Raw genomic sequence first — 19,662 nt, forward strand, 5'->3', positions numbered from 1 at the left:
GGAACCCATGAGCACCCTGCCGGTCATCGCCGCGGTCGACGGCTCGGACGACAGCCTGCGGGCCCTGGACTGGGCCCTCGACACCGCCCGCCGCCGCGAGGCGCCGCTGCGCGTGGTCCATGTGCGGCAGTACGCGGCCTGGATGCAGGCCGACGTCCTCGTCGCGGGACCGCCCGCGGCGGAGGAGGACCCGGTCCTCGGCCAGGTACGCGCCCGCCTGGCCACCGTGCCGGAGCAGCCGGACACGGAGTACGTCGCCCTGGAGGGCGCCCCCAGCGCCGTACTGTCCGAACTGGGCGCCACCGCCCAGCTGCTGGTGCTGGGCTCCCGCGGCCGGGGCGGCTTCGCCAGTCTGATCCTCGGCTCCAACGGCATGGCCGCCGCCCGGGACGCCGAGTGCCCCGTCGTGGTGGTGCCCCGGCCCGGGCGCGAGGTCCACGAGGGCGTGCCGGCCGCACCCGGACCCAGAGTCGTGGTCGGCCTCCAGGTCGACAGCTCCGACGAGGCCGTCCTCGGCTTCGCCTTCGCCGAGGCCGCCCGGCGCGGGGCCCTGCTCCAGGTGGTGGCCGCCTACCCGTCCCCGGTCCAGATCTGGACCGCCGCCCCCGCCCAGATCGTGCCCCCGCCCGTCGACGACCGGGCCGTCGAGAACGAGACCCGCGCCCTGGTGGAGGGCTTCCTCGCCCCGCACACCGCCCGGTTCCCCGACGTCCCCGCCGAGCCGCACGTGGCCCCGGGCGACGCGGCCGGCCATCTCGTCGCCGCCTCCAAGGACGCGGACCTGGTCGTCGTCGGCCGCCACCGGCGCCGCCTGCTGGCCCCGGCCCGGCTGCTCGGTTCCGTCACCCAGGCCGTCCTGCTGCACGCGGCGAGCCCGGTCGCGGTCATTCCCCCTTCTCCGCCGGAGGAGTGACGGCGGCGTGCCGGTCAGAAACGCGGCGAACCGCGATCGTGCCGCACCCGCCGGACGGCACAGGGCCGCAACCCGGCAGCGCCCACGGCCAAGTAGCATGGGCGCATGTCGTTCCTCCGCCGCCGCAGCGCCACGCCCGCCGGGCCCGACTTCGACGTCCTGGCCATGGATCCGGGCGACTGGCCCGGCAATCTGGGCGCCGGGCTGCTGCCCGCCCCCGACGGCAGCTGCCAGGGCGTCTTCCTGCGCTACGACCTGTTCGGCGGCCGCGGCCCCGCGATGATCATCGGCAATCTGCCGGAGGGCTCCCCGGCCCGTGACATCGCCGAGGGAGAGATCCCCTTCGAGGTCGCGCAGCTGCTGCTGGCGCTGGAGAACGACGAGGAGATCACCGTCGTCGGCACCGAGGACGTGCCGGTGATGCAGGGCGACAACCTCCTGATCGTGCGCCGCCTCAAGCTCTCCGAGAGCCGGATCTCCTGCGTGCAGTTCGACCGCAGCGACAACGTCCTCGTCACCATCGCCGCCTGGGACCGCCCCATCACCGACGACCTCTACGCCCTGCTGAAGCCGCTCCCCGCGGAGCTGTTCCAGCAGGGCTGAGGGGCGGCTCGCTACCCGGCCGCGGAGCCGACCTCGACGTCCGCGGCCCGGACGAAGGCCACCCGGTGGCCGAACTGGATCTCGTAGTACAGCTCCTTGCCGGTCACCACCCGGTGCGCGGCCTCGTCGAAGGTGACGGCGTAGTAGTACTGGCCGGGCACCTTGTCCCCGACCACGTACTTCTGGCCCTTCGGCAGCCGGTACGGCAGCGGCGACACCGGCTGGGCGGGCACCCCCTCCGGATAGGCGGACGCCTCCGGATAGGCCCGCCCGTACACCGGGACCTCCTCCAGACCGTCCTTCGGTGTCACCACCAGGCCCGTCGCGTGCACGGCCGTCGGCTGCTTCGCCGGATTGTGGAACCAGGCCTTCTGGCCCAGGTACCAGATCGCCGTCCAGTCCCCGTCCCGCCCGGCGACCGCGTACTGCTGCCCGGTGGAGACCCGCGAGGACAGATCGTTGACCCCGGTGGACGGGGTCCTCCCCAGGCCGATGTCCTTGATCAAGGGGTACGACGTCCCCGGCCCGGAGTACAGCCGGACCGCGCTCGAACCATGGGGCGCGCAGGGCTCGCCCGCCGTCGTGCAGCCCGTGTACGCGGGCCGGTGCTCGGCGTAGTCCGGGCGGATCGTCACCATGCCGCCCTTCTTCCCGGCGGTCGGTGCGAACGGCCGGCCGAGGAGCTCGAAGTAGTGCTGCCAGTCCCAGTACGGGCCCGGGTCGGTGTGCATGGTCCTGATCGTCGCGGCGGTCGGTCCCGGCACCGTGTCATGGCCGAGGATGTGCTGCCGGTCCAGCGGGATGTCGTACTTCTTGGCGAGGTACTTCACCAGCCGGGCCGAGGAGCGGTACATCGCCTCCGTGTACCAGGCGTCCGGGTTCGCCAGGAAACCCTCGTGCTCCAGGCCGATCGACTTGGCGTTGACGTACCAGTTGCCCGCGTGCCAGCCGACGTCCTTCGCCTTCAGATGCTGGGCGATATGGCCGTCGGTGGAGCGCAGGGAGTAGTTCCAGGAGACGTAGGTCGGGTCCTGGACGAGCCGGAGGACACCCTCCCAGGCGCCTTCGGTGTCGTGCACGACGATGTAGTCGATGCTCTGGGACTCCGGCCGGTTCCCCAGGTCGTGGTTGCCGTAGTCGCCGTCCCCGAACTCCTCGTACGGTGCCGGGATCCACTCGCAGGACACCGACGCCGGGCACTCCGTGTCACCGGCGGCCGGGGCGCGCAGCGCGGCGTCCTCCAGGGTCGCGGTGTCGGGCGCCAGGTCCGGCCGGGCCGCCACGGAGACCTGCTGACCGGCGTCCGTGCGGCGGGCGCCGCCGGTGCGGATCACGTCGTAGACGTCATTCGCGTACGCCGCCGCCGTGGCGCGGTCGTCGGCGCCGGAGAACAGGGCCACCGCGCCGTACCAGTCCGCCGGGTCCGCGCTCGCCGGTTCGCCCAGGCTCCGCTGAGCGGCGGCGAGCAGCGCGGCACCGCCCGCCACGTTGGCGGCGGGGTCGGTGCGCAGCCGCTCCGGGCTCAGGCCGGTCAGCTCCGCCGCTCGCGGCAGCGTCCGCAGCCGCGCCGGGATCTCACCGTCCTCGGGGATCCGCTCCTCGGGGACGAGGGGGGCACGGGCCTCGTCACCGCGGGCGTCCTCCGCGCCCTCGCTGTGATGGGCCGCGCCGGCGAGCGCGGTCCGGGCGTCGGTCAGATGCATCGGGCCGTAGCCGCCGGTCACACTTGGCGCTCCGGCATGCGTGTCCCAACGGGACTGGAGATAGGAGACGCCGAGGAGCACGCTCCGCGGCACGTCGTACTGGGCGGCTGCGGAGGTGAACGCCGACTGCAGGAGCAGCGCGGGCGACGGGGCCGGGGCGGGGGCCGCGCCGAGCAGCGGGAGGACCAGGGCGGCGCAGGCCACCGGACCGGTGGCTCTCTTCAGGGCGGTGACGGATCGTCGCAATGCAGCCTCCTGGGACGGTGTGGCGCGATGAGCCGTGCGGGGCCGGGCAATGCGTCCGTGGTACCGGCCTGCCGACGATCCGTCAATCATGCCCAGGGGCAGGGGAAGAGGCGGGCATACGAAGGTCCGCGGTGCGCCGCCGCTCAGGGCGCACCGCGGACCGCCGTCCCCCTCAGCGAGTGCCGACCGCGGCGCGTACGGCCCGTCGGGCCATCTGGCAGTCGTCGTGCAGCCGCCTGAGCAGCAGACGCTGTTCCTCGCCGGACGGCGCGGCACCCGGGTGGGCCGTGCCCGGTGCCGCCGGGGCCGGGTCGTGCATCGACCGCACGGCCGTCTCGTAGGTACGGATCTCGCGGGTCAGTACCAGCATCAGATTCACCAGGAACGCGTCCCGTGAGGCCGGACCCGCCGACTGGGCGATCTGGCTGATCTGCCGGCGCGCGACCGGTGCGTCCCCGAGGACCGACCAGAGGGTGGCCAGGTCGTATCCCGGGAGGTACCAGCCCGCGTGCTCCCAGTCCACCAGAACGGGACCGGCCGGGGAGAGCAGGATGTTCGACAGCAGTGCCTCGCCGTGGCAGAACTGGCCCATGCCCTGCCGGCCCGCCGAGTGCGCGATGCCGTGCAGCAGCTTCTGCAGGTCTCCCATGTCCCGGTCGGTGAGCAGCCCCAGCTCGTGGTAGCGGGAGATGCGTGCGGCGTAGTCCAGCGGGGCGTCGAAGGTGCCCGCCGGCGGACGCCAGGCGTTCAGGCGGCAGATCGCGCCCAGGGCCGCCCTGACATCCGTGCGGGGCGGGGCCTCGGCGGGGTGCCGCTGCAGGGCCGCCACGCGCCCCGGCATCCGCTCGATGACCAGCGTGCAGTTGTCCGGGTCCGCCGCGATCAGCCGGGGCGCCCGCACCGGGGGGCGGTGCCGGACGAACGAGCGGTAGGCAGCTATTTCGTGCCTGATCCGCTCGGCCCAGACCGGCGAGTGGTCCAGTAAACATTTGGCGACGGCCGTGCTGCGTCCTGTCGTCCCCACGAGGAGCACGGACCGCCCGCTCCGGCGCAGGACCTGGACCGGAGCGAACTCCGGGCAGATCCGGTGCACCGACGCGATGGCCGTACGCAGCTGGGCGCCCTGAGGGCCGGACAAGTCGAGTCTCCCGCTGAGCGGTTGGGTGCCGAGCCCCGTGGCGCGGCGGGTACGGCCCGTACCGATGACGGGGGCCGCCGCCGAGCGGGCGGGGTCGAGGTAGGGGCCGCTGCCCGCCGGGCGGGGGTACAGCGTCCGGGGCGGGGCGGACACGGAGGACGATGCTGTGTACATGGGCGAAACAGATCCCTTCGTGTGCCTTCACTGCCTGTTCTGCGCAAGCGCGCTACCCGGCCCGGCCGCAGGAGTGCACCCTGGGGAGTGCGCCCTTTGCAGAGCGGCGACCGGGTCGGGGTGGCGCGTTCCTACCTGACACCCGATGCCCAGTGGCACACCATCTGGCGCACCCTGGCGAACCCTGGCGAATAGTCGCCCGGCAACTCTCCCCGGGCTACTGTCAACTCAGCCGAGAACCTGGGGGCTTGACGTGAACGGACAACCCAACTCCCGCCTCGCGGACCTGTTCGGCCTGGCCGGCTGGTCCAAGGGTGAGCTCGCGAGGCTGGTCAACCGGCAGGCGGCGGCCATGGGCCACCCCCAGCTGTCGACCGACACCTCGCGGGTGCGGCGTTGGATCGACATGGGAGAGATCCCGCGCGATCCGGTGCCGCGGGTGCTGGCGGCTCTGTTCACCGAGCGACTCGGCCGTGTCGTGACCATCGAGGACCTCGGTCTGGTCCGGCACGGGCGTGCGGGGAAACGGCAGGGCGGCGGGAGTGTGGAACATCCCGACGGCGTGCCGTGGGCGCCCGAACGGACAGCTGCGGTCCTCACCGAATTCACGGGAATGGACCTCATGCTCAACCGACGCGGCTTGGTGGGCGCGGGTGCCGCGCTCGCCGCGGGATCCGCACTCAGCAGCGCCATGCACGACTGGCTGCTCTCCGATCCGACTCTCAAGGCCGACGCTCCCCGATTCGACGATCCCCTGCACGCCGACCCCGCTGGGTTCGACCGCTACGAGGCCGCCCCCATCGGGTCGCAGGAGATCGAGGAACTGGAGCGTTCCGTAGAGGTGTTCCGTGCCTGGGACGCCGCCCGCGGTGGCGGGCTGCAACGCAAGGCGGTCGTGGGACAGCTCAACGAAGTGGGCGGCATGCTCGCCTACCGGCATCCGGACCACCTCCAGCGGCGCCTGTGGGGCGTCGCCGCCAATCTCGCCGTCCTCGCGGGCTGGATGTCGCACGACGTCGGTCTGGAGCCCACGGCGCAGAAGTACTTCGTCATCGCCGCCCACGCGGCCCGTGAGGGCGGCGACCGGCCCCGCGCCGGGGAGGCGCTCTCGCGAGCGGCTCGCCAGATGGTGCACCTGGGCCGGCCCGACGACGCACTGGACCTGATGAAGCTCGCCCAGTCCGGCTCCGGCGCCGAGGTGCTGCCGCGGACCCGGGCGATGCTCTACACCATCGAGGCCTGGGCCCAGGCATCGATGGGCAAGGGCCAGGCGATGCGCCGCACCCTCGGACAGGCGGAGGACCTGTTCGTCTCGGACAAGGGCGATGTGCCGCCCCCGAGCTGGATGCAGACCTTCAAGGAGGCGGACCTGTACGGCATGCAGGCCCTGGCCTACCGCACGCTGGCGGAGTTCGAGCCGCAAGCGGCCGTGCACGCCCAGCACTACGCGGACAAGGCGCTGTCCCTGCGGGTCGACGGGCGGCAGCGGTCGAAGATCTTCGACTTCCTGTCCATGGCCTCCGCCTGCTTCATCGCCGACGACCCCGAACAGGCCGACCGTTACGCGCGCCTCGCGCTGGTGTCGATGGGATCCAACTCCTCCCACCGCACCTGGGACCGGCTGCGTCAGATGTACCGGCTGACCGCCGAGTACTCCAGCTATCCGAAGATCCACGAGCTGCGGGAGGAGATCAGAGTGGCCCTGCCCAAGCCGGCGAAGGGCGGTAGCAGCGCACGGGCATAAGAGGACGGCACGGGTACAGGGTCCCGTGCGCTCGATCCCTTCTCACATGTTCCGGCTCACATGACCTTGGCGACCAGCACACAGGCATCGTCCGCGCGCTGGGTCGCGCCGAACTCCTCCATCACCATCCGCACGCAGTCCTGCGCGGAGTGCGCCGCGTCGAAGCGCGGAGCCAGGTCGAGGAGACGGTCCGACGCGTCGGCTCCGTCCTGCCCGGGCACCAGTCCATCGGTGTGCAGGAGCAGCAGGTCGCCGTCGGCCAGGGTCACTTCGGCCTGGTCGTAGGAGGCGCCGGGGGTGGCGCCCAGCAGGACGCCCTCCGGTGCGGCCAGTCTGCGCCCCGTCCCGCCGCGGAACAGCAGCGGGGCGGGGTGTCCCGCCTGTGCCCAGACCAGGGTGCGGGTGGCGGGCCGGTAGCGGCAGCAGACGGCGCTGCCGAGGGCGGGCTGGACGGTGGCGTCGAGTAACTGGTTGAGCCAGGACATCAGCTGGCCCGGCGCGGTGCCGGCCATCGCCATGCCGCGCACGGCACCCAGCAGGGTCGCCATGCCCGAAGCCGCGGCCACGCCTTGGCCGGTGAGGCCGCCGACGCTCAGCAGCGTCTCGCCGCTGGGCAGTTCGAGGGCGTCGTACCAGTCGCCGCCGATCGGCGAGCCGTTGGTGGAGGGCAGGTGGCGGGCGGCGAGGTCCAGGGTTTCCGGGCCCTGGTGCGGGAGTCGCAGGGAGCCGCGCCACGGCGGCAGCACAGCCTCCTGCAACTCGACCGCCAGCCGGTGCTCGGTCTGCGCGCGGTGCCGCTGGCGCTGGAGCGAGTCACGGGTCTCGCTCACCTCGCGCTGGCTGCGGCGCAGTTCGCTGACGTCCCGCAGCACGGCCCACATCGAGGCGGTGCTGCCGTCGGCATCGAGCACGGGCTCGCCCATCATGTGGACGGTCCGAATCTCGCCGCCCGGGCGGACGACGCGGAACTCCCCGTCGATCGGCTTGGCGTCGACGAGGCAGTCGGTGACCATCGAGGTCAGCCGCGGCCGGTCCTCGTCGAGGACCAGGGAGGGCAGTTCGTCCAGGGTGAGCGGGGGAGCGGAGGCGTCCTGGCCCAGGATCTGGTACAGCTCGCCGGACCAACTGGCCTCGTCCGTCAGGAGGTTCCACTCCGCGCTGCCGACGCGGCTGAGCAGCGATGCGCCGGGCGGGGCGGGCGGCGCGGACTCGGGGGCCGCGGGCGTCGCCGATGCGGTGGGCACCGGCGGCGGCCCCTCCCGAAGCTGGGCCAAGTGGGCGTCGAGGTCGTCGAGTTGAGTGAGGGCCAGGTCGTACAGCGCGCGCTGCCAGCGTTCCTCCGGGTCCGAACCGTCACCGGGCGTGTCCCGGCGTACCGCGTCCACGTCGCCCTTGAGGCGTCGCGCCTGCGTTATCAGCGCGTCGACCGAGCCGCGTCCGGGCGGCTGGGCGGCTGGGCGGTCCGCAGAGAGATGGGACGGCATGACGCACTCCGGTGAAGGGGACGGTACGACCAGATTGACGGAGGGACCGTTACGACTGTTGCACAGCCCGAGACGCGCTGTAAGGGATTCGGCAACACCCGATCCGGTGGTGCTTCTGGCATATGCCAGTGTCTTCACGGGCCGGTCACGCCGTGCCGATGGTGTACTGCTCGGACGGGTCAAGTCGTAGACGCAGTACGTGGTTTGACGGGGCGTCGGGCCGACGGTGAGGCGCCCACCCTCGTGTTCGACGGCAGTCTGTTCGAGGGGTCCCGCATCTCTCGCGGGGGCTTCGGGTGGCTTCGTACGGGTAAGGCGAGAATGCTCCGCCTGAGCGTGACGCAGGTCACTCGAGGGGATCCGGCTCAGGGGTAATGCGAACGGCGTCTGCGAGGTCTTAAAGACATCCCGGCTTTCGCCGGTCCGACCTCATCGATCACCACGGGGGAGATCGTTATGGACGTCACCTTGGAGCAGCCTGTCCGCGCTCGTCTCATCACCGCCGACGAGGAGACGCTGCCCGCTCCCGCCACGCTCCGGTACAGCTCGGCCGACCCGCTGGCCGTGCACATCGACTTCCCGTCCGAGGTGTCCCTCGACGGCGAGGGCGTCACCTGGACCTTCGCCCGCTCGCTGCTGGCGGAGGGGCTGCACGGGCCGGCCGGAGCCGGAGACGTGCACATCTGGCCGTGCGGTCCGGCCCGTACGGTGCTGGAGTTCCACTCGCCGTACGGGCTGGCCCTGTTGCAGTTCGACACCTCGGCGCTGCGCCGCTTCCTGGCGCGCAGCTGCGCGGTCGTCGCCGTCGGCCAGGAGGACGTCGGGTCGGCCGTGGACGAGGGGCTCAGCGCGCTCTTCGGGAGCGTCTGACCCGGCTCAGTAGCGCAGGATGCCCGCGATGCCGGGGGCGTCGTCCAGGGTGCCGTCCGGTACGAAGCGGACGTCGGCGCCGGTCTCCAGGCACTGTTCGACGATCTCGTCCACGATGTCCTCGCGGGCGTCGAGGTCGCCGCTGTCGGCCGGGACCAGGTGGTCGCCGGCGTCGTCGCGGACGGTCGCGCGGTAGTTCTCCTCGACCGCCAGCAGCCGGACCCGGCCTTCGCGGGCGCTCTGCCAGACCTCGTCGAGACCGGCCGCGTACGCCTTGCGGCCCCGGGCCGTCTCCAGTTCCCGGGCCACCTCGTCGACGGTTTTACGGCCGTCGGCCGCGACCATGGGCCGTACCGCCTGCCACACCGCGTCCGGGGTCGCGTGCGAGAGGCCGCCGTGCCGGACGTGGACGGCGTCCTTGGTGACGCTGCCGACCTCGTCGAGCAGGGACAGCGCGGCGGTCTCGCCCGTGACGTACAGCGGGCGCGGATCGTCGCGCAGCAGCCTGCCGATCGCGGTGTCGGCCTCCCGCAGGAAGTGCCGGGTGCCCTCGTCGCGGAAGGTGCTCGGCAGATCGCCGATCCGCTCCTGGCGCTCGGCGTCGAAGTTGTCCGTGCTCCGGGTGAGCGGGAAGCCGCCGACGTGTTCCTCCACCACCCGGTCGGTTCCGCCGCTCCACAGCGCGACCCGGTCGGCGGAGACCGAGAGCACCCAGAACGGACACTCGGCGGCCTGCGCCGAGACGAGGTTGCGGGTCAGGAAGGTGTCGGAGAGGACCACGCGCTCGGGCACCGGGCGCGCCAGCGACCACACCTGGTGCTCACCCGGCGCGGCGAAGATCGCCAGGCCGTCCTCGGCGTGCGTCAGGTCGACCTCGGTGAGCGCCTCCTCCAGCTGCCGGACGACGTCGATCCGCCGTTCCCGGCTGACCGCGGGATCCGCTTCCAGCCGCTTCTTGGCGTCGGCCACGACATTGCGCAGCCGGACCGCGTCCTGGGCGTTGTCGGGTTCCCTGCGGTGCGTCGGGGTCAGCACGGACACCGCGGGGTAGGGGCGCGGGCGGCGCAGCTCGGCGAGTGTGGCGGGACTCAGTGCATGCTCCATGACAGCACGATAGGACTGATTCGCGAAGAGGGCATGGGGGGCAAACTGGACAGGCGTTCCGGGCATTTCACCGCTAACCTCGCTCAGGTCACCGCGACGGCGCCCTGGGACACCGCGCACAGCGTTTCCGTGCCCTGGCTGTCGACGGTGATCAGATCGCAGCGGCACACGACCCGGGTACGGCCCGCGCGGACCACCTCCGCGTGCGCCCGCAGGAGTTCGCCCTTGGCCGGGCGCAGGAAGTCGAGCGTGAGCCCGGAGGTGGTCAGCCGGGGCCCGGCCACGGTTCCGGCGGCGAAGGCCGTCGCGTTGTCCGCGGCATAGCCGAGCACTCCGCCGTGGACGTACCCGAACTGCTGCAGGAGCTCGTCGCGGATGTCCAGTTCCAGGGTGGCCGCGCCCTTGCCGAACGCCGTCAGGCGGGCCCCGAGCAGGGTGCTGAAAGGCTGGGCGGCCAGTACTTTCCTGGCCGATGCCAGGTCCACGGACTCGGTCATGAGAACCTCACTTCAGTAGTGAAGTGAGAGTGGCGCGGGAATGCCGCCTCTGTCAAGATCGGGCCATGTCCGAGCCCGATCAGCGCCTCTACTTCCTGCTGCAGCGAGCGGCGCACCGGCTGCGCACCACCGCCGACCGGCGCTGTGTGGCGGCCGCCGGGATCACCACCGCCCAGCTCGGCGCGCTGTTCGCCGTCGAGGACCGGCCGGGCATCACCCAGCAGCAGCTGGCGCGCTCGCTCGGCCTGCGGGAGTCTGCCGTCACGGGCCTGGTGGCCCGGCTGACCACGGCCGGGCTCCTCGCCAAGCGGGCGCACCCCAGCGAACACCGGGCCGTGGTGCTGGAGTTGACCGACGCCGGGACCGCCGCCCTGGGCGCGGCCCGCCCCGAGATCGACCGCTTCAACGCCGAGCTGCGGGAACTGCTCGGCGACGACGGCTTCGGCCGGACCGCGGCCGCCCTGCACCGGATCGCGTACCGGGAGGACTGAGCGGGCCGCCTCACTCCTCCCGCGCCGGCCCGCAGGAACTGCCGTTCGCCGGCAGGGAGCCGTACAGCAGGAACGCGTCCACCTTCTCGTGCACGCACTTGGACGAGGCGTACCCGGTGTGGCCGCCGTCGCGGTTGTCGAGCACCACGGCCGAGGGACCGAGGCGGCGTGCCGTCTGCGTGGTCCAGCGGTACGGCGTCGCCGGGTCGCCCCGGGTGCCGATCAGGAGCATCTTCGGGCCGTCCAGGTCCTTGACCTCCTCGCGGATGAAGTCGGTGCCCTTGGGGCGGCCGTAGCACATCAGGACCTCGGTGAGCCGGTAGCGGCCGAACACGGGGGAGGCCCGCTCGTACGCGGCGCGCAGCCGGTCGAGGTCGCGGGTGATGTCCTCGGCGCTGGGCCGGTCGGGATCGTCCGCGCAGTTGATCGCCATCAGCGCTGCGGGGAGGTTGTCCAGGGGGACGTCCTCCGTGTCCACGAGACCGCTGTGGCCGTCGTCGTCGCCGTTGCGGCCGGGCACGGTCATACCGCCGGAGGCGAAGCCCAGTACGCCCCGCGTGTCGCCGTCCTCGACCAGGGAGGTCAGGGCGCGCTGCAGCGACGGCCACAGGTCCTCGCTGTACAGGGCCTGCCCGATGGCGCCCACCAGGTCCTGGCCGGTGAACTCGTCCCCGAAGTCCGTCGGCACGGGATCCTCGTCCAGCGACTCCACGAGCCGCTCGACCTCCTCGCGCGCGGTGCGGACGTCCTGTCCGAAGGGGCAGCCGATGTCCTCGGCGCACCATTCGACGAACTCCTCCAGCGCCTTGTGCTGCCCCTGGGCGCCCGCCACGCCCTGTTCGGTGAGCGGCTCGGTGAGGGTGTCCACGCCGTCGAGCACCATGCGGCCCACCTTGTCGGGGAACTGTTTCGCGTAGACCGCGCCGAGCCGGGTGCCGTAGGAGAAGCCGAGGTAGTTGAGCTTCTTGTCGCCGACTGCCTGGCGCATCACGTCGAGGTCCCGGGAGGCGTTCACGGTGCCTATGTGGGGTAGTACGGGCCCGGAGTGCTTGGCGCACGAGGCGGCCGTGGCGCGTATCTCCTCCAGGACCGCCTGCGGATCGGCGTCGAGTTCGGTGCTGTCGTCCGTCGAGTCGGCGGTCGCCTCGGCGCCGTCGCCGCAGCTGACCGGCGAGGACCGGCCGACGCCGCGCGGGTCGAAGGTCACCACGTCGTAGTCGTCGGTCAGGCCCATGAAGTCCTTGCCGCCGTAGGCGAGCTGGTCGACGCCCGCACCACCGGGACCGCCGAAGTTCAGCAGCACCGAGCCGCGCGCCTCGCCCGTGGCCCGGTAGCGGGCCAGTGCCAGGTCGAGCGTCCCGGCCTTCGGGTCCGCGTAGTCGAGGGGGACCGTGACCTTGCCGCACTGGAGGTCCTTGGGCGCCTCCATGCCCTGGCACTTCCCCCACGCCACCTTCTGACGGTAGAACCGCGTCAGATCCGGCTCGTCACCGTCGGCCGCGGGCAGTCCCAGGCCGAGCACGGTCAGCCCTACGGCCGAGATGACGGCGAAGTGCCGCAGGGCGGGCCGTTTCGACAGCTTGCCCAGCATCGATGCCTCCACGGGCGCCCGTCGGCGGACCGGGATCCGGCGCCCTCGATCACGATAAGCGGCCCTCCGGGGCTCCGCCTCCGGGGCTCCGCCTGCGGGCGAGCGGGAACGCCCGGGCAGGCTGCTGTCCGTGATCTCCTCGACGCCCGTTGCATGCGCATACGCAGCAGTGAATCCACATACAGCAGCTTTGCCGCTAGTTCGATAACCCTGCCACTCGATGGGGTGAAAGGCCGATTAGCCATAACTCCGATGGTTCGCCTGCGTTTAATCCGGTGCGGGTGAGCGCCCGCGTCCATCTCTGGAAGGCAGGGAACCTATGAAACGGGTTACCCGAAACGGTGTGATCGCCGTCGCCGCCGTGTCCGGTGCGATGGCTGTGACGATGCCCGCGCAGGCCGACTCCGGGGCCGACGGCGTCGCGGTCGGCTCGCCCGGAGTGATCTCCGGCAACACCATCCAGCTCCCGGTGCACGCCCCGGTCAACGTGTGCGGGAACACCGTGAACGTGGTGGGGCTGCTCAACCCGGCCGCGGGCAACACCTGCGCCAACACGAGCGCGGGCGACGAGCGCGGCGCACCGGGCGGAGCGTCGGCGCGGGACGGAGCGTCCGCTGGAGGCGGAGCGTCCGCGCGGGGCGGCGGAAAGGATTCGCCGGGTGTGGTCTCCGGCAACGGCGCGCAACTGCCGGTCCAGCTCCCGGTGAACGTCAGCGGCAACAGCGTGAACGTGGTCGGCCTCGGCAACGCGGCCGTCGGCAACGAGTCGGAGAACTCCTCCGGCGGTCGCCCCGTACGACCCGACCGCCCCGCGGAACCGGCACCCGGGCCGCCCGCGCCGCCCCGCGCGCAGCCGGGCCCGAAGCCCGCGGCGGAGGTCGCCGACCGTCCCGGGGCCTCGCTCGCCCACACCGGGGCGGACCACACCGTCCCCGCGATGGCGGGCAGCGCCGCCCTCGTCCTCGGCGGCGCCGTCCTCTACCGGCGCTCCCGCGTCCGGACGACGCGCTGACGCCGAGCGCGCCAGGCCCCACCGGGCGCGCGACCGGTGGGGCCTTCGCCGTGCTCAGCGCGCGACGCCCGTCAGCAGCACCATTCCGGAGCCGCCGTAGTCCGGCAGCGTCGGGTCCGAGTCGATGCGGGTGACGGTGAGCTCCCGGGTCAGGGGCGCGAACACCTCGGTGACCCGGTCCGGGTCGATCGGGCAGCCGGGCCAGCGCGAGGCGGGTCCGATCCGGTACGTCGGCATGTTCTCCATGAACGCCGCCACCAGATACCCGCCCGGTGCGACACAGCGCACGAAGGTCCGGCAGAAGGCGGTGAACTCCGCGAAGTCCTCGGTGGCGCCCTCGGCGACGAAGTGCATGGACGCCAGACCGTAGGTGTCCGGCGGCAGGTCACGGACGTCCGCGTGCACCACGTACACCTGGGCCAGTGCCTGCGCCGGGGTGGGCGGCACCGCCGGGTTGAGCCGGCGGCACAGGGCGTGGAAGGGCAGCCAGCTCGCCTCCGGGCCGCACAGGATCTGCCGTTCCAGATAGGCGATGTTCCCGGCCCCGGCCTCCACGGCCTCGATCCGGCGGCTCACGGCGGCGGCGAGCATCAGCGGATACAGGTTCGGTCCCGCCCCGAACTCCACCGAGCGGGGCACCGATCCGGGGGGCAGCCGCCGGTAGAACGCCGAGTGGTGGGCGATGACCGCCGCGTCCGAGGGGTGCACCTCCCGGTAGTTCTCGGCGAGGTAGTCCGCGACCGGCCAGCGGTTCCAGTCCACGTCGTCGTTGTGTGTCGTCATGGCCGCACCGGTCCCTGTGCCGCCGCGCCGCGCGGCGCGGGAGGGGCCCGGCCGTCCATCCGGCCGAGGCCTTTCCCGATCGTAGGCAGCGTCGATCCGGCCCTGCATCTCGGCGGGAACGCGCCCCTGCTCAGCCCTGTCGGCGGTGGAAGCGGACGTGCAGGGCGCGCACCTCGTCCACCAGCTCCGCCACCGGGCCCTCGACGGTCACGCCGGGCGCGACCTCATGGACCGGCAGCGTGCGCACCGGCGGGGCGGGCACGCCCAGCTCGTTCAGCCAGGAGCCGAGCTGCTCGCTGGAGGCGACGTAGACGATGCGGCCGAGGCCTACCCAGGCGTGGGCGGCCGCGCACATGGGGCAGTGCTCACCGGAGGTGTAGACGGTCGCCGCCGCCCGCTCCTCGGGGGTGAGGTGAGCAGCCGACCAGCGGGCCAGTTCGAACTCGGGGTGCCGGGTGCGGTCGCCGGAGGCCACCCGGTTGTGGTCCTCGGCGAGCACCGAGCCGTCCGCCCCGACGAGCACCGAACCGAACGGCTCGTCCCCGGCGTCCAGCGCCTCGGCCGCCAGCTCCACGCAGCGGCGCAGGTACGGCAGTTCGGCTTCCTTCACGGCCATGGCGTACGACCCTTCGCGCGCAGGTGATCTTCCTGCGCACCCTACGCCCGGCCGTCCGTTGCCAGACCCTGTCGTGAGAGTTATAGTCTCTAACGAAAGCGACAGTAACTAACTCACCTCCCGAAGGGGTCAGCCATGACCGCCACCGCACGCTCTCTGCACGTCGTCCTAGGCTCCGGGCCCGCCGGAACCGCGCTCGCCCGGGAACTGGTCCGCCGCGGTCACCCGGTGCGGCTCGTCGACCGCAAGGGGGAGGGTCCCGCCCTCGACGGGGTCGAGCGGTTCGCCGCCGATGTGTCCACGGCCGAGGGCGCGCGGTCCGCCGTGACCGGAGCCGCCGTGGCCTACCACTGCGTCAACGTCGGCTATCACCTCCAGGTCGAGGTGATGCCCCGGATCCAGGAGGCCGTCCTGGCCGCCGTCGAGACCGCCGGTGCCCGCCTGGTGGTGCTGGACACGCTGTATCCGTACGGCGAGACCGGCGGAGCGGTGATGACCGAGGACTCGCCGTGGCAGGCCACCACCCGCAAGGGGCGGATGCGGGCCGAACTCGACGAGAAGTACCTCGCCGCCCACCGGCAGGGCCGCGCCCGCGTCGTCCTTGGCCGGTCAGCCGACTTCGTCGGCCCCGGCGTACTCAACTCCACCCTCGGCGGTGCCGTGTTCCCGGCCGCGCTGACCGGCGGTGAGGTGCCCGGTCTCGGTGACATCGACCTGCCGCACAGCTACACGAACATCGAGGACGTGGCCGCCGGGCTCGCGACCCTCGGCGAGCGGCCCGAGGGCGACGGCCGTGTCTGGCACCTGCCCACGGCGCCCGCCGTCAGCACCCGCGAGATCCTCACCATGATCGAGAAGCGGGCGGGCAGGCCGCTGAACATCGTGCCCGTGCCCGAGGCCCGCCCCTTCGGCCCCTTCGACGAGGAGTTCATGGCCGAGTACGCGGAGATGTTCTACCAGCACACCGAGCCGCAGATCATGGACTCCTCGGCCTTCGAGCGGGCCTTCGGCACGGCCCCGACCCCCCTGGCCGAGACCATCGACGCCACGGTGGCCTGGTACGCCGAACGGCTCGGCCGGCTCTGATCGGCCGGGTCGAACCGGGCAGGGCGGCCGCGATGCCGTTCCCTTCCGGGCGCTGGCGATACTCGGGCGTATGAAGGAACATGCGCTGGACGGCGGGGCCGTCAACAGGGTCGTACGGGTGGGAGCGACGGTCCGGCGCGAGCCGTCAGCGGGATCGGCGTACGTGCGCGGCCTGCTGGCCCTCTTCGAACGCCACCGGTGGCCGGGCGCCCCGCGCTTCCTCGGCACCGACGAGCGGGGGCGGGAGGTCTTCGACTTCATCGAGGGACGCGCGGCGGTGGGCCCCGAGGAGCGGGCCGCGGCCCGCACGGACGCCGCCCTGGTGCGGACCGTCCGGCTGGTCCGGGAGTTCCACGACCTCACCCACGGCACGCCCCTGGCCGGCGACCGGGACGTGGTCTGCCACAACGACCTCGCCCCGAAGAACACCGTCTACGACGGCGACGGCAGGCCCAGGGCCTTCATCGACTGGGACCTCGCCGCGCCGGGGGAGCGGGTGCACGACGTCGCCCATGTCTGCTGGCAGTGCCTCGACCTCGGCCCGGCCGTGACCGACGTGCCCGAGGCGGCCCGGCGGATCGGGCTCGTGCGGGAGACGTACGGCGAGGGTGACCTCGACGGCCTGATCGACACCGTGCTGTGGTGGCAGGACCGGTGCCGACGGGGCATTGAGGCCGGTGCCGAGCGGGGGGAGGAGGCCATGGTCGCCCTGCGGGACCAGGGTGTGGTGGAGCACGTGCGGGCGGCTCATGACTGGGTGGCGGACCATCGCCGGGAACTCGGTTGAGCGCTCCGGGGCGGACGGGGGGGGGTGGGTCAGCGACCCGGCGGGGTGACTGACCGCGGACACAGGGCGCCGGCCGGCCCGTGTCGTCACGGACCGGCCGGCGCGTCCTCCTTCTGACTCTCGTTCCTCACTTCGTGGCTCTACGGCCTTCGTGCCTCTACGGCCGGGGGACGCTCTTCGCCGCCGTACCGGCGCACACCAGGCCGAGGATCAATGCCAGGGCGCCGATGATGATGTTGTTCCACACCACGCCCGCGTCAGGGCCGTCCCCGACGATCCACGGCGAGACGATCATCCAGACGCCCAGCGCGCACATGGCCCAGCTCAGGCCGTACATGCGCTCCGGGGCGCGGGTGAACCCGAGGGCCAGGAGGCCGATCGCGATGCCCATGACCAGATTGTGCGGGACGAGGTCCGGCTGGCTGGTCGTGTAGTGGATGACCCAGGGGGATACGGCGCAGTACAGACCGAGCAGGAACACCGGTCCGTCCACGAGCGCCACATCACGACCGCCGAGCATGCGGGCGTACTGATCCCGCATCTCGGGTGCATCCGGGTGGCTGGTCATGTCACCTCTGGTGGGCGAGACATTGGCCATCACTCGTCTCCTTCGACTAGGCCTGACCGCGTCCGGTGCGGTGTACGGACAGTGCCGCTTTTCTGCAGTCTGCGCTTATTCTTCCCTTATGTGTAGAGGTGGGAGGGGGGAAGGTCGAACACGGGAATGATCTGCGGACCGAGATGGTTGGCCTATGCATCAATACGTCGATCCTCAGCGAGGCACCGTGAACCACCCCGCCGACACCGTGGCGCGACTGCGCGCCGCCTTCCGCACCGGCCGCACCAAGCCCGTCGAGTGGCGCGTCACGCAACTGCGCCGACTGCGCGCGATGCTCACCGAGAACGCCCCGGAGCTGGCCGCGGCCCTCCGTGCCGACCTGGGCAAGAGCGCCACCGAGGCCCAGCGCACCGAGATCGGCTTCACCGTCCGAGAGATCGACCACACCCTTGATCACCTCGACGGCTGGCTGCGCCCCGAGCCCGCCCCCGTCCCGGACCACCTCGGAGCCGACGCGCGCGCCTGGACGCAGTACGACCCGCTCGGCGTCGTCCTCGTCATCGCCCCCTGGAACTACCCGGCGCAACTCCTGCTGACCCCGCTCCTCGGCGCCCTCGCCGCGGGCAACGCGGTCGTGGCCAAGCCCAGCGAGCTGGCCCCGGCGACCTCGGCGGTGCTGGCCCGGCTGCTGCGGGAGTATCTGGATCCGGAGGCGGTGGCGGTCGTCGAGGGCGGGGTTCCCGAGACCACGGCCCTGCTGGCCGAGCGCTTCGACCACATCTTCTACACGGGCAACGGCACGGTCGGCCGCATCGTGATGCGCGCCGCGGCCCAGCACCTGACCCCGGTCACCCTCGAACTCGGCGGCAAGTCACCGGCGTTCGTCGACCGGGACGCGGACCTGAAGGTCGTCGCCGACCGGCTGGCCGCGGGCAAGTTCCTCAACGCGGGGCAGACCTGCGTGGCGCCCGACTACGTCCTCACCGACCCGGCCACCGCCGCCGCGCTGGAACCCGAACTCGTCCGCGCGGTGGAGTCGTTGTACGGCACCGACCCGGCGGCCTCCCCCGAGTACGGCCGTATCGTCAACGAACGGCACTTCGACCGGCTGAGCGGGCTGCTCGACTCGGGGCGGGTGGTCGTGGGCGGCTCCGGTGACCGCGCCTCGAAGTACCTCGCGCCGACCGTGCTGGCCGACGTGGACCCCGCCTCGCCGGTGATGAGCGAGGAGATCTTCGGCCCCATCCTGCCGATCGTCACGGTTCCCGGCCTGGACGAGGCCATCGGCTTCATCAACGACCGCGACAAGCCGCTCGCCCTGTACGTCTTCACCGAGTCGGACGAAACGCGCCGGCGCATCGCCGCCGAGACGTCGTCCGGCGGCCTCGGCCTCGGTCTCCCGCTCGCCCATCTCACCGTCTCCGACCTGCCGTTCGGCGGGGTGGGGGAGAGCGGCACGGGCAACTACCACGGCCGCTACTCCATCGAGACGTTCAGTCACCGCAAGGCCGCACTGGAGAAGCCGCTGACCTGAGGTGCGGACCTTGCGGACCTCAGGTGCGGATCAGCTCCTCACCAGCAGGCCGCGGCTGCGCAGCACCCAGCGCTCCAGCGGGCTGAAGATCAGCAGGTCGATGGCGATACCGACGAGCAGGATCAGGAAGATGGCCAGGAACACCTGGGACATGCTGGCGTTGTTGCGGCCGTTCTCCAGCAACTGGCCGAGTCCGACGCCCAGGTCGGGGGAGGAGGCGATGATCTCGGCGGCCATCAGCGAGCGCCAGGAGAACGCCCAGCCCTGCTTGAGACCGGCCAGATAGCCCGGCAGGGCTCCCGGCATCACGATGTGCCAGGTGCCCTTCAGGCCGGTGGCGCCCAGGGTGCGCCCGGCGCGCAGGAACAGCGGCGGGATCTGGTCGATGCCGGCGACGAGGCCGTTGGCGATGGAGGGGACGGCGCCGAGCAGGATGACGGCGTACATCATCGAGTTGTTCAGGCCGAGCCAGAGCACGGCGGGCGGTACCCAGGCCACCGAGGGCAGGGACTGCAGTCCGGACAGGATCGGGCCGATCGCGGCCCGGACGAACTTCACCCGGGCGACCAGCAGGCCGAGGGGGGTGCCGATGGCGAGGGCGAGGAGGAAGCCGAGCAGGCCGCGCGAGACGCTGGTCCAGATGTAGTCGAGGAGTGTGCCCTGGAGCCAGGCCGTGCGTACCTCGTCCCAGACGGCGGAGGGTGCGGGGAGCTTGTAGGCGGGGGCG

General features: G+C 72.1%; 19 protein-coding genes. 9 read left to right on the forward strand and 10 right to left on the reverse strand.

The genetic code is table 11. From position 1 onward, the window contains the following. The first annotated feature begins 7 nt into the window (after nucleotides 1-7). Together ACFYW5_RS17930 and ACFYW5_RS17935 are read left to right on the forward strand one after the other, a co-directional pair. A complete protein-coding gene (locus ACFYW5_RS17930) occupies nucleotides 8-913 on the forward strand; it encodes a universal stress protein (protein ID WP_389417948.1) in 906 nt (301 codons plus the stop codon). Nucleotides 914-1,018: 105 nt separating this feature from the next. Next, on the forward strand, nucleotides 1,019-1,516 hold the full coding sequence (locus ACFYW5_RS17935) for a hypothetical protein (protein WP_250072606.1): 498 nt from the start codon (nucleotides 1,019-1,021) through the stop codon (nucleotides 1,514-1,516). An 11-nt stretch (nucleotides 1,517-1,527) separates the two neighbouring features. On the opposite strand, the gene ACFYW5_RS17940 is transcribed toward ACFYW5_RS17935, so the two are convergent. Together ACFYW5_RS17940 and ACFYW5_RS17945 are read right to left on the reverse strand one after the other, a co-directional pair. Continuing rightward, nucleotides 1,528-3,465 carry an N-acetylmuramoyl-L-alanine amidase gene (locus ACFYW5_RS17940; protein WP_389417949.1) on the reverse strand — a complete coding sequence of 646 codons (1,938 nt, stop codon included), beginning with the start codon at nucleotides 3,463-3,465 and terminating at the stop codon, nucleotides 1,528-1,530. Between the two features lie 172 nt (nucleotides 3,466-3,637). Then, complete coding sequence (locus ACFYW5_RS17945; protein ID WP_389417950.1) at nucleotides 3,638-4,777, reverse strand: aminoglycoside phosphotransferase family protein; 1,140 nt, start codon at nucleotides 4,775-4,777, stop codon at nucleotides 3,638-3,640. 253 nt (nucleotides 4,778-5,030) lie between these two features. Here ACFYW5_RS17945 and ACFYW5_RS17950 point away from each other — a divergent pair, with 253 nt between their 5' ends. Beyond that, nucleotides 5,031-6,521 (forward strand): hypothetical protein, encoded by a 1,491-nt coding sequence (locus tag ACFYW5_RS17950; protein ID WP_389417951.1) that lies wholly within the window; start codon nucleotides 5,031-5,033, stop codon nucleotides 6,519-6,521. A gap of 56 nt (nucleotides 6,522-6,577) precedes the next feature. Here the strand turns inward: ACFYW5_RS17950 and ACFYW5_RS17955 are convergent, their stop codons facing one another. Next, nucleotides 6,578-8,005 carry a PP2C family protein-serine/threonine phosphatase gene (locus ACFYW5_RS17955; RefSeq protein ID WP_389417952.1) on the reverse strand — a complete coding sequence of 476 codons (1,428 nt, stop codon included), beginning with the start codon at nucleotides 8,003-8,005 and terminating at the stop codon, nucleotides 6,578-6,580. 456 nt (nucleotides 8,006-8,461) lie between these two features. Here ACFYW5_RS17955 and ACFYW5_RS17960 point away from each other — a divergent pair, with 456 nt between their 5' ends. After that, the gene (locus ACFYW5_RS17960; protein ID WP_389417953.1) at nucleotides 8,462-8,875 is read left to right on the forward strand and encodes an SsgA family sporulation/cell division regulator; all 414 of its coding nucleotides are present in this window, start codon (nucleotides 8,462-8,464) and stop codon (nucleotides 8,873-8,875) included. A gap of 6 nt (nucleotides 8,876-8,881) precedes the next feature. On the opposite strand, the gene ACFYW5_RS17965 is transcribed toward ACFYW5_RS17960, so the two are convergent. Then, nucleotides 8,882-9,979: a chemotaxis protein gene (locus ACFYW5_RS17965; RefSeq protein WP_389417954.1), complete on the reverse strand. Its 1,098-nt coding sequence runs from the start codon at nucleotides 9,977-9,979 to the stop codon at nucleotides 8,882-8,884. A gap of 83 nt (nucleotides 9,980-10,062) precedes the next feature. Continuing rightward, nucleotides 10,063-10,476: a PaaI family thioesterase gene (locus tag ACFYW5_RS17970; RefSeq protein WP_389417955.1), complete on the reverse strand. Its 414-nt coding sequence runs from the start codon at nucleotides 10,474-10,476 to the stop codon at nucleotides 10,063-10,065. 65 nt (nucleotides 10,477-10,541) lie between these two features. Here ACFYW5_RS17970 and ACFYW5_RS17975 point away from each other — a divergent pair, with 65 nt between their 5' ends. Next, nucleotides 10,542-10,967, forward strand: a complete 426-nt coding sequence (locus ACFYW5_RS17975) for a MarR family winged helix-turn-helix transcriptional regulator (RefSeq protein ID WP_389417956.1) — start codon at nucleotides 10,542-10,544, stop codon at nucleotides 10,965-10,967. 10 nt (nucleotides 10,968-10,977) lie between these two features. On the opposite strand, the gene ACFYW5_RS17980 is transcribed toward ACFYW5_RS17975, so the two are convergent. After that, on the reverse strand, nucleotides 10,978-12,558 hold the full coding sequence (locus ACFYW5_RS17980) for an alpha/beta fold hydrolase (protein ID WP_389417957.1): 1,581 nt from the start codon (nucleotides 12,556-12,558) through the stop codon (nucleotides 10,978-10,980). A gap of 319 nt (nucleotides 12,559-12,877) precedes the next feature. Here ACFYW5_RS17980 and ACFYW5_RS17985 point away from each other — a divergent pair, with 319 nt between their 5' ends. Continuing rightward, on the forward strand, nucleotides 12,878-13,570 hold the full coding sequence (locus ACFYW5_RS17985) for a chaplin (RefSeq protein WP_389417958.1): 693 nt from the start codon (nucleotides 12,878-12,880) through the stop codon (nucleotides 13,568-13,570). Nucleotides 13,571-13,624: 54 nt separating this feature from the next. Here the strand turns inward: ACFYW5_RS17985 and ACFYW5_RS17990 are convergent, their stop codons facing one another. Together ACFYW5_RS17990 and ACFYW5_RS17995 are read right to left on the reverse strand one after the other, a co-directional pair. Further along, complete coding sequence (locus ACFYW5_RS17990; protein ID WP_389417959.1) at nucleotides 13,625-14,353, reverse strand: class I SAM-dependent methyltransferase; 729 nt, start codon at nucleotides 14,351-14,353, stop codon at nucleotides 13,625-13,627. A gap of 130 nt (nucleotides 14,354-14,483) precedes the next feature. Further along, nucleotides 14,484-14,969: a nucleoside deaminase gene (locus ACFYW5_RS17995; protein ID WP_389417960.1), complete on the reverse strand. Its 486-nt coding sequence runs from the start codon at nucleotides 14,967-14,969 to the stop codon at nucleotides 14,484-14,486. A 135-nt stretch (nucleotides 14,970-15,104) separates the two neighbouring features. Between ACFYW5_RS17995 and ACFYW5_RS18000 the strand changes: the two genes are divergently transcribed. Together ACFYW5_RS18000 and ACFYW5_RS18005 are read left to right on the forward strand one after the other, a co-directional pair. Further along, nucleotides 15,105-16,055: an SDR family oxidoreductase gene (locus tag ACFYW5_RS18000; RefSeq protein ID WP_389417961.1), complete on the forward strand. Its 951-nt coding sequence runs from the start codon at nucleotides 15,105-15,107 to the stop codon at nucleotides 16,053-16,055. A 70-nt stretch (nucleotides 16,056-16,125) separates the two neighbouring features. Further along, nucleotides 16,126-16,842 carry a phosphotransferase gene (locus tag ACFYW5_RS18005; RefSeq protein WP_389417962.1) on the forward strand — a complete coding sequence of 239 codons (717 nt, stop codon included), beginning with the start codon at nucleotides 16,126-16,128 and terminating at the stop codon, nucleotides 16,840-16,842. A 157-nt stretch (nucleotides 16,843-16,999) separates the two neighbouring features. On the opposite strand, the gene ACFYW5_RS18010 is transcribed toward ACFYW5_RS18005, so the two are convergent. Next, on the reverse strand, nucleotides 17,000-17,440 hold the full coding sequence (locus ACFYW5_RS18010) for an SPW repeat protein (RefSeq protein ID WP_389417963.1): 441 nt from the start codon (nucleotides 17,438-17,440) through the stop codon (nucleotides 17,000-17,002). Between the two features lie 154 nt (nucleotides 17,441-17,594). Between ACFYW5_RS18010 and ACFYW5_RS18015 the strand changes: the two genes are divergently transcribed. Next, on the forward strand, nucleotides 17,595-18,935 hold the full coding sequence (locus tag ACFYW5_RS18015; RefSeq protein WP_389417964.1) for an aldehyde dehydrogenase family protein: 1,341 nt from the start codon (nucleotides 17,595-17,597) through the stop codon (nucleotides 18,933-18,935). Between the two features lie 30 nt (nucleotides 18,936-18,965). Here the strand turns inward: ACFYW5_RS18015 and ACFYW5_RS18020 are convergent. Continuing rightward, on the reverse strand, nucleotides 18,966-19,662 hold a 697-nt coding region (locus ACFYW5_RS18020; RefSeq protein WP_389417965.1), incomplete at its 5' end, for an ABC transporter permease.

It is taken from the genome of Streptomyces sp. NPDC002779 (genome assembly GCF_042888685.1).
Lineage (GTDB): Bacteria > Actinomycetota > Actinomycetes > Streptomycetales > Streptomycetaceae > Streptomyces.

Excerpts from the sequence above, each read along its gene's own strand:
- ACFYW5_RS17960 (WP_389417953.1), top strand. The coding sequence starts at position 8,462 with ATGGACGTCACCTTGGAGCAGCCTGTCCGCGCTCGTCTCATCACCGCC.
- ACFYW5_RS17970 (WP_389417955.1), bottom strand. The coding sequence starts at position 10,476 with ATGACCGAGTCCGTGGACCTGGCATCGGCCAGGAAAGTACTGGCCGCC.
- ACFYW5_RS17995 (WP_389417960.1), bottom strand. The coding sequence starts at position 14,969 with ATGGCCGTGAAGGAAGCCGAACTGCCGTACCTGCGCCGCTGCGTGGAG.
- ACFYW5_RS18000 (WP_389417961.1), top strand. The coding sequence starts at position 15,105 with ATGACCGCCACCGCACGCTCTCTGCACGTCGTCCTAGGCTCCGGGCCC.
- ACFYW5_RS17935 (WP_250072606.1), top strand. The coding sequence starts at position 1,019 with ATGTCGTTCCTCCGCCGCCGCAGCGCCACGCCCGCCGGGCCCGACTTC.
- ACFYW5_RS17975 (WP_389417956.1), top strand. The coding sequence starts at position 10,542 with ATGTCCGAGCCCGATCAGCGCCTCTACTTCCTGCTGCAGCGAGCGGCG.
- ACFYW5_RS17965 (WP_389417954.1), bottom strand. The coding sequence starts at position 9,979 with ATGGAGCATGCACTGAGTCCCGCCACACTCGCCGAGCTGCGCCGCCCG.
- ACFYW5_RS17930 (WP_389417948.1), top strand. The coding sequence starts at position 8 with ATGAGCACCCTGCCGGTCATCGCCGCGGTCGACGGCTCGGACGACAGC.
- ACFYW5_RS17985 (WP_389417958.1), top strand. The coding sequence starts at position 12,878 with ATGAAACGGGTTACCCGAAACGGTGTGATCGCCGTCGCCGCCGTGTCC.
- ACFYW5_RS18010 (WP_389417963.1), bottom strand. The coding sequence starts at position 17,440 with ATGGCCAATGTCTCGCCCACCAGAGGTGACATGACCAGCCACCCGGAT.
- ACFYW5_RS17945 (WP_389417950.1), bottom strand. The coding sequence starts at position 4,777 with ATGTACACAGCATCGTCCTCCGTGTCCGCCCCGCCCCGGACGCTGTAC.
- ACFYW5_RS18015 (WP_389417964.1), top strand. The coding sequence starts at position 17,595 with ATGCATCAATACGTCGATCCTCAGCGAGGCACCGTGAACCACCCCGCC.
- ACFYW5_RS17955 (WP_389417952.1), bottom strand. The coding sequence starts at position 8,005 with ATGCCGTCCCATCTCTCTGCGGACCGCCCAGCCGCCCAGCCGCCCGGA.
- ACFYW5_RS17980 (WP_389417957.1), bottom strand. The coding sequence starts at position 12,558 with ATGCTGGGCAAGCTGTCGAAACGGCCCGCCCTGCGGCACTTCGCCGTC.
- ACFYW5_RS17990 (WP_389417959.1), bottom strand. The coding sequence starts at position 14,353 with ATGACGACACACAACGACGACGTGGACTGGAACCGCTGGCCGGTCGCG.
- ACFYW5_RS18005 (WP_389417962.1), top strand. The coding sequence starts at position 16,126 with ATGAAGGAACATGCGCTGGACGGCGGGGCCGTCAACAGGGTCGTACGG.